The organism is Limnohabitans sp. (genome assembly GCF_044361645.1).
Lineage (GTDB): Bacteria > Pseudomonadota > Gammaproteobacteria > Burkholderiales > Burkholderiaceae_C > Limnohabitans_A.
This window is the reverse complement of the sequence record NZ_JBIKIL010000224.1, coordinates 1-7601: the sequence shown is the minus strand read 5'-3', so window position 1 is coordinate 7601 and position 7601 is coordinate 1. Positions and strand designations below refer to the sequence as shown.

The 7601-nt window shown below is 60.8% G+C and carries 6 protein-coding genes and 1 tRNA gene; 3 read left to right on the top strand and 4 right to left on the bottom strand.

The genetic code is table 11. The features are described 5' to 3' along the window. Positions 1-40: 40 nt before the first annotated feature. The gene (locus ACIQ39_RS19380; RefSeq protein ID WP_396436210.1) at positions 41-499 is read left to right on the top strand and encodes a hypothetical protein; all 459 of its coding nucleotides are present in this window, start codon (positions 41-43) and stop codon (positions 497-499) included. A gap of 331 nt (positions 500-830) precedes the next feature. On the opposite strand, the gene ACIQ39_RS19375 is transcribed toward ACIQ39_RS19380, so the two are convergent. The 4 genes from ACIQ39_RS19375 to ACIQ39_RS19360 all read right to left on the bottom strand — a co-directional run bounded on the left by ACIQ39_RS19375 (position 831) and on the right by ACIQ39_RS19360 (position 6798). Then, entirely contained in the window at positions 831-1544 is a 714-nt protein-coding gene (locus ACIQ39_RS19375; protein WP_396436209.1) for a DUF3800 domain-containing protein, read from the bottom strand. Positions 1545-1627: 83 nt separating this feature from the next. Next, entirely contained in the window at positions 1628-2653 is a 1026-nt protein-coding gene (locus ACIQ39_RS19370; protein WP_396436208.1) for a ThuA domain-containing protein, read from the bottom strand. Between the two features lie 18 nt (positions 2654-2671). Continuing rightward, entirely contained in the window at positions 2672-4147 is a 1476-nt protein-coding gene (locus ACIQ39_RS19365) for a hypothetical protein (RefSeq protein ID WP_396436207.1), read from the bottom strand. Beyond that, a complete protein-coding gene (locus ACIQ39_RS19360; protein WP_396436206.1) occupies positions 4141-6798 on the bottom strand; it encodes a c-type cytochrome in 2658 nt (885 codons plus the stop codon). The genes ACIQ39_RS19365 and ACIQ39_RS19360 overlap by 7 nt, the downstream gene beginning before the upstream one ends. Before the next feature lie 218 nt (positions 6799-7016). Here ACIQ39_RS19360 and ACIQ39_RS19355 point away from each other — a divergent pair. Both ACIQ39_RS19355 and ACIQ39_RS19350 read left to right on the top strand, forming a co-directional pair. Beyond that, positions 7017-7107: transfer RNA gene (locus ACIQ39_RS19355), tRNA-Ser, on the top strand. 230 nt (positions 7108-7337) lie between these two features. Next, positions 7338-7601 (top strand): hypothetical protein (locus tag ACIQ39_RS19350; RefSeq protein WP_396436205.1); only part of this gene is annotated, 264 nt, incomplete at its 3' end.

The window sequence follows — 7601 nt, the reverse complement described above, 5'->3', positions numbered from 1 at the left end:
GGGCTGGAGAAACCGCCAGGTTATGGCATAGTCCTTATCGATGGCCGCCGAACTCTCCCAGCAACCTGACCTCGGACCTGTCCGCCAGTTCTCCATCTTCGTCGAGAACAAGGTCGGACGCCTCAACGAGCTCGTCGAATCCTTGTCCGGAGCAGATGTGCACATCATGGCCCTCTGTCTGGTGGATACCACCGACTCGACCATCATCCGTATCGTGGTCGACTATCCCGAGCGCGCGGAGCAGATCCTCGACGAGCATCGTTTCGCCCATGACGACGTCCCCGTCGTGGCCATCGAGCTCCAGTCCGAGGCCCAGCTGAAGGACGTCACCGGCGTCCTGCTCAAGGCGGAGATCAATATCCATTACGTCTACCCCTTCTTGTTCCGTCCGAATGGTCGCTATGGACTCGTCGTACGCACCGAAGCCCAGGAACTCGCGGCATCCGTGCTGTCCAGCCACGGCATCACCGTGCTCAGCCGGAACGATATCGCGCGCTAAGCCCTCTGCGGCATGGTCGGGACCGCGTCACGACATAGTCTGCCGCGGGGTAGGGACAGCACCACGTGCTGTCCTTTCTGATTTCAGGCCGCCGCAGCGCGGCCGAGGGTAGGGGCGTAGCTCCGCTGCGCCCTCCTGTGGATCTGTGTTCGCGGTCGCCAGAACCTGCTTGGTAGTGCACGATGAATCGCACCCCCGACTTGGTTGGCCCTTCCAGCCGTATCCTTGTTTCCCCCTACGACTTCATTCTTGCGGCACACTCGGCTATTCTCATTCTTACTTTCAGGTGTGTAGGCGGCTAAGACCCGCCGAGATTCCTACCAGGGGGCGCTTAGGCGCCCCCTTTCCATTCTGGATGAAAGCTTAGCCCTCTTTCGCCGAACATTCTCTCGCATCTTTCTACGAGCCATCTGGAATTATTCCTACTGAAGAAGCCGGCAGGTTCGACCGTTTGCTTCGTCAGATAGGCCAGCATGTCGCAGGCTTGGAGAAAATCGCTGGCCCTTGAGTCTCGTCCAAAAGGCTGATCCAGAAGGATGGACTCCATGTCCAGAGACTTCTGCACCGAATCCAGCCACCCGCTACCTGGTGCCGTGCGGTGGTCGTCACAGATTACGATGATGCCGGGCGAAGAGCATCGAGCATGCTCGGAGGAGGTCGCGACTGACTTAGCCGCGCTGAGCATCTGGTGCCATGCGGTCGTCAGAATGTCGCCACGGAAGCGCCGTTTGTCGACGATGACGCGGACGGCGAACAGTGAGCCTTGCCGTCGGATCATCTCTACCTGATGGAGTGCCGCTTTAATGCGTGCGGTGCGGTCTAGTCCGAAGCGGGAAGGGCTGCGTCCCAATAGTTCGCTCGCATGGATCTCCGCTGCCTTCGGTAATCCGAATATCTGCTCCATCCGGCTTCTCATCTCCAGCAGGTCGGACCTTGCCTCATGCCAGTCGGCGTGATGAATCATCAGTCCGCACAGCACGAAGGTGTGGTTCTGTGGGTTGTGGCGGCCGGTGTCGCCGCTTTCGTCGACGTAGAGCAGATGCATGAGCCCGATTGACCGAACCCGCGTCAGCTTATCAAAGCAGGGAATCTGGCTTCTTTGGTGAGGTGTTCCCCCCCTCCCGCCGCTCACTTATACGCCGAGACGGGCTTGGGGACGATGCCGAGGCGTTTATAATCGAAGCCCGTGCCGAGGGGCTCGTAGGTGCCGACGAGTTCAACCGAACGATCACGTGTGATGGCGGCTTCCATGCCCATGCCCCAGTAGGCGGCGTTGATGACGAGTCGCCTCAGGCCGTCGCTCCGGAAATCATCCCCGCTGCCCATGGTGGATTGGAAGACGCGGGCATCTTGGCCGCCGCTGGTCCGCCAAGTCTTGAACCACGCCACAGGCAGGGCTTCGAGCTTCGGGTTGGGCGGATCATCGTGCTTCCGTCCCATGAGCGGCTGGCCCCAGACGAGCGCCGTGCAGCCACTCGGCAGGCTGCCGCCTTCTTTGTAGGTGCGGTACACATCGGAGTTGCCCCAGATATCTTCTACCCCGCGGAGAATGGGGTGATCTTTCTGACTCTCGACGATGAGGCCACGGGTAGAGTCAGCGTGGTAGCGTCCATGATGCCCGCGGAAACTGCCACCGAGGATGTCTTCCCCCCATTTAACCTGCTTGCCGTCGATCTTATAAGGCAACTGCGCGTGGAACCCGTGATTGGCCGTGCGCAAGGCAATGAAGGGTTTGCCGGAATCCACATACTTCACGATGAGCTCTCGCTCCGACATGGGCAGCGTGAGTAAGCGGCAGAAGAAGATGACCTGATCCGCCGAGGCGAGATGCTCAAGGCCAGCGATATGGTGCGTCTTGAACTCCTTCTCTTTGCCTTTCTCGGGATAGACCGGCATGGTCGGGTCGACGAGACCTTGGTCGCTCAAGGCGAAGAGTACCGTGCAATCGAAGCCATGACGGGTGCTGAGGATCTTCGCTAACATGGGCATGGATTGCTCGCTCCGGTATTCTTGGTCAGCCGCGATGAGGACGATGTGCTTACCTTTACCCGGGCCTTCACCGCCGTCATAAGTCAGCCATTGTGGGTTCTCGGGTACCGGATGGGCTAGGCCATGCAGGCTGCAGAACAGGGCGGCGAGTCGGAGTAATTTCATGAGAGGTGCTGTCGCCGCTTACTTCGTGACGGTGTAATACGCCTTGGTGTGGAGCAGGGGCGTGCCAGTCTGGGCGCGGATCTTCGCGAAACCGAATTCATGGATATGGCCCTCTTCGATTCGCTCCAGGGTGAGCCGGACCGACAGCCCGTCCGCCGCGGGCACGGCTTTGAGTACTTTGGGCTTGGTCTGATCGACTTCCGGGCTGCCATAACCCGCCTGGAAAATATGCGTGTAGGTCGAGATGTCGTAGCTTTCCGGGTTGGCCGCGGTCTCGGGGTCGACGGGTAGGGTGAACGTAAGCAGGAAGCCGTCGGGCTTGATGTTGATCTCTTTTACCTCAAAGGGGGTGACGCCGCTCCAGTCGATGCGCTGGAGCGCAAAGGGTTCGGTGCCGCGCACCGGCCATTGCGCATTGGTCGTGAAGCCACCGGCGACGAGTTGGCCTTGCGGCGAGAACTCCACGTTCATGGTACCAGTGGCGAGTCCTTCGCGGAAGGGGTAGCAGGCGCCTTGCCAGACTCCGTTGACCTGTTCGGTGGTGGCGCGCAGGAGGATGCTCAAGGTGTAGTCGCCGAGGAAGAACTGACCGGCAAAGGGCCCGAACTTGCCGCCGGTCTGATCAAGCCGGAAGCCCGATATCGAACGCCCCATCTTGATATACGGGAAGCGCACCGCCGGAGGCACGAGCTCTTTCACGCGTTTACGTTCAAGGTGCAGCCGCGAGTTGCTGTTGGGCTTCACGGGCTCTTTGAGGTCCTTGGTGAACGCATACCAATTGTAACTCGCCGGGTGACCGAGGAAGCCTCCCGGTTTTAGATGCTTGAGCGAGCAAGAGCCGTTCCACGGTCCTTGGCTCTCGATGACGAACATCTCGCCCTGGGTATTGGCCGCGATACCGCCGGGGCTGCGGAGGCCGCTGCACACAGGGATCATCTGACCCTGAGGCGTAATTTTCACGGCCCAACCGCGGAAAAGGTTATGCGATTCGTACGATCCGCTGAGGCCCAACGCCACCCAGATATTGCCCTGCGGATCATGCTTGGAAGCGAAGGCAAACTCATGGCCCTCGGCGTAACCCCAATTATTGGAGAGGGTTTCGTAGCGATCTGCGACGCCGTCGCCCTTGGTGTCCCGGATGCGCAGGACTTCGCTGAAGGAAGTTGCGGTCATCGCGCCATCTTTCCACGCGAGTGAGAAGATCTCATCCTGACCGGTCGCAAAAAGGTGGAACTCCGGCTTCGGCGGCGTGGAGAAAGCGCCTTGGATGAAGTAGATGTCGCCGCGGCGCGTCCCCACTGCGAGTCGTCCATCGGGCAATATTTCCAGGCCGCCTGGCCGCATCGGAATCGTCGAGGGGATCGGGATGTTGACGATGGGGTAATACTTCGCCTCCGCGGCGGCGGTGCCCCACGTGGCACCTAAGTCCTCGGCCGCGAGGCCGGGTGCGCAGGCGAGCATCGCCCAGACGAGGCCGGAGCGGAGCGTTACCATTGGTAGTCGAGGGTGAGAGTGGAGGTGCCCGCTGGTAGCCTGAGCGGAATGAGGAGTTCATCTTCACGCACGATACCTTGGTATGCACCCGTGAGGCGGACTTTTAATTTCGCAGCGACGAACGTTTGGGCGTCCGTCGCGGTGACCTTGGCGCCACTGATGGCGCGGAAGTAGAAGGGGGCCGTCCCGCTGGGAGCCGTGAAGGTGAGGGTGCGTTTGAAATACGCCTTGCCGTCGCTCCCGCGCACGTCCTCGAAGAAGTCCGCCACTTTCACTTCGCCGTATTCGTAGTGAAAGGTCGGACGCTGGAGCGCATCCAGGTCATAGCCTCGGAATTGGTAGCCGAGGTTTTGCGGGAAGCCGAAGGTGGTCTTGCCCTTGGCGGGCCAATTGTCCTCGAGGGATTTGAGCCGATGAAACGGCACGCCCGCCGGGAAGGGGACCATCGTATCCTGGGCTCGCGGCTGGAAGGAACCTAAGTCGACATTGGCGAACTCACCCTTCCAGAGTTGTCGCAGGGTCATCTCCTCTGAATCGAAGCCGAGGCTGATCCGACCAGGGTAGCCTACGGCGATGCCGCGGTAGCCGATATTGCTGCGTCCGCGGCAAAGCTCGGCCACGTCCGTCACGCGCAGTTCCTTGGACTGACGGGAAAGCCCGAGGGGATTCTTGGCCTGCGTGCCGGCTTCGAGGTACTGCCAGAGGGCTTCAATCTGTTGGGAGGTATCTCCTCCGAGCACATCGGGGCGCAGGGTTTGGCCACCCGGCCAATAGCTCGGCATGATGATGCCGGGGTGGAAGCGCTGCGGTGAGCGCATGTAGAGGTGGAACCAGTTCTTCTGAATGCGCTGGGTCATCCCGACCAAGTCCAGGGCCCCGGCCCCGGCGGATTTCTGACCGTTGAAATCATGGCACGCGATGCAACTAAAGCCTTTGGCTCCCATCATCTCATAGCCGGCATTTTTCGATTCCTGTAAGTTGGGCACTTCGGGCAGGACGGCTTTCTCGAGGTGGTCGACCTGACTAAAGAGTCCGACCAGCGGGCGCATATGGGCTTCCCCGAACTGCGGCATGGCCGTCGCAAGGTAAGGACGTGGCCGTGCTCCTTGGAGGAGCGCCCCTTCGAGTCCCGTGGTGGTGAGCTTCGCACCCACGTCGGAAAGCGTCGGCGGTAATCGGCCTTGATCACCCAAGGCGGGTGCGGTGCCGGTGAAGAGTGCGTTGCGAGCTGGAGCGATGCCGCCGAGCCCACGGCGGTCGTGGCAGGCGAGGCAATTGAAACGGGTGAGTTCCAGTTGGAGGGACTGTTCGGGTGTGGCGGTGAAGCCGCTGGGGCGAGTCAACGCGGCGCGAATCATCGCGCGTTGATCGGCCGAGAGGTCGAAGTGGGCCCAGGCCCCGGGCTGTCCGCTGAGGCACCCTTGCTCGAGATTCAATTTGGCCAAGGGCATCGCGGGCGCCGCTGTCACGCCGACGTCATCATGGCAACGCGCACAACCCATGCTGGCGAATTTCTGGCGGCCAGCGTCGGCGAGGGCGCGGTCGACGACGGGTCTTTGGAAAGCGGCGATAGGTTGATCCGAGACCGACAACATCGCCGACGGAATCGTCTGCCGCGGGAATTGCGGGCCTTGCATCTCGAAGTTCAGCGAGGGTTCACGGCCCGTATGGTAATAATCTAGCCGGAGTTTACGCCAGCCCGCCGCAAGCGACGCCATGCCCTGGACTTGGACGACCCCGCGTCGATCGCGGGGTACTTGGCTGAGGACATCTTTACCGTCAATCTGCAGGGCGCCGCCGTTCGCTTTGAGGAAGAACGTATACTGGCCGGTTGCGGGGAGGTTGATCCAGCCTTCGAAGCGGATCGCCATGTGATGATGTATCCGCTCGAGGTGGGTCAGCGCGAAATCGTCAATTGTGCCAGCCCGCTCGGGTTCGATGGATTCATGTTTAAGTCCTTCCCAGACCTGACCGCGGTACATGGTGTAGGCCAAGTGCCCCGGAAGGCGTGTATCCCGAAGTAGATAATGGGCGATGCTCTCGATTTCGCGCGGCGGCAATCGTAAGTCCGGCATGCGACCAGAGGGGCGACTCAGGTGCGGTTGCCGCAGGAAATCCGTCAGGCTCTTGAAACTATATTTTTGCTCCAGCTTACCGAGGGGCGTCGAAGTTTCGGCCATCGTCTCGTGCCCTTGGGCGTCGCGCGGCGAATGGCAGGCCGCACAACCACGGCTATGGAAAAGTTTCTCTCCTTGGGCGGCCGCGACTGCATCCGGCTGTTGGGGTGCGAACGTGGGCGGCTTGAGGGACAGTAGGAAGTGCGTCAGCTGCGTGGCGGCGGTGGCCCGCTCGGACTCCGGTAGTTTCCCGAGCATATCGGGCATCGTCGATCCCGGCTTGATGGCGTGCGGAGTGCGGAGGTAAGCCGCGAGGAAGTCGGGATGAATCCGTGCTCCGATGCCGCTGAGTCTCGGCGCTTTCTTCGAAGTGGCCGCGAGTGCCGGCGACGATTCGTGGCAGGCTACGCAGTTGAGTTCTTCGAGCAGGAGCTGCCCCTTAAGGGCCCCGTCGAGTTGAGCACCCGTGATACCAGGTACCAAGACTTCATTGGCGCGCGCGACGGTCCCGAGCAGTAGGATCGTTCCGATCAAGTAAGCTATCCGCCCGAGGGTGCGGGCAGGGTGGGAGGTAGCCGGGGCAGGCATCCGGATATCTAGGAGTCACGGGGCGGGTAAGTGGAGTGTAAAGGTGGGCGTAAAGCGTGGCCCCGCTTTGCCGCGGGAGGCTTAACGTTTCTGTGGATGGCCTGGGCTTGACCATAGCGCGTAGCCCCCCATTACTGACCTTCCTTCGAATTAACGAAGGACCTGGAGAGGTGGCTGAGTGGCCGAAAGCGCCCGTTTGCTAAATGGGTATACCCCAAAAGGGTATCGTGGGTTCGAATCCCATCCTCTCCGCCACTTTAACGCGTAGAGTCCGATCAAGGGCTTTGCGCGTGTTTTATGTGCTGAATTGGATAATTACTCCGTCGATCGCTGGGTCTGGTTGCTCCGACGCTACCTAAAACTCTACCAAAGATCGAGTGGGCCGGTCTGGCTATGACCATGATCTATGACCAGAACGTCTCTCATGCCCCGATGCCGCGAGGTAATGCCTTGGCCTGCTTGACTTCGCTCAGGTGGCTAGAAATATGACGTCAGTGGCCTTTGCCCGTTCCAGACTCTTCGCCTGCCTCGCCTTCTTTCTGTGGGCGACTGTCGGCGTGCTGGCGGTCGAACATTGTGCCTGTAAGGACGTCTCGTCGGCTTGCGAGCACGCGGGCGAGGCCTGCGTCCAGCCCGATGACTGTTCGGATTGCTTGGTTCCTGCCTCTCCGTCCGCCCTCGCGGATGAGCCGGTGGCCTTGCTCCCTTCGGCAAATATCTGGCTGAGCGCGCCTTTGCTGGTTCCGCTC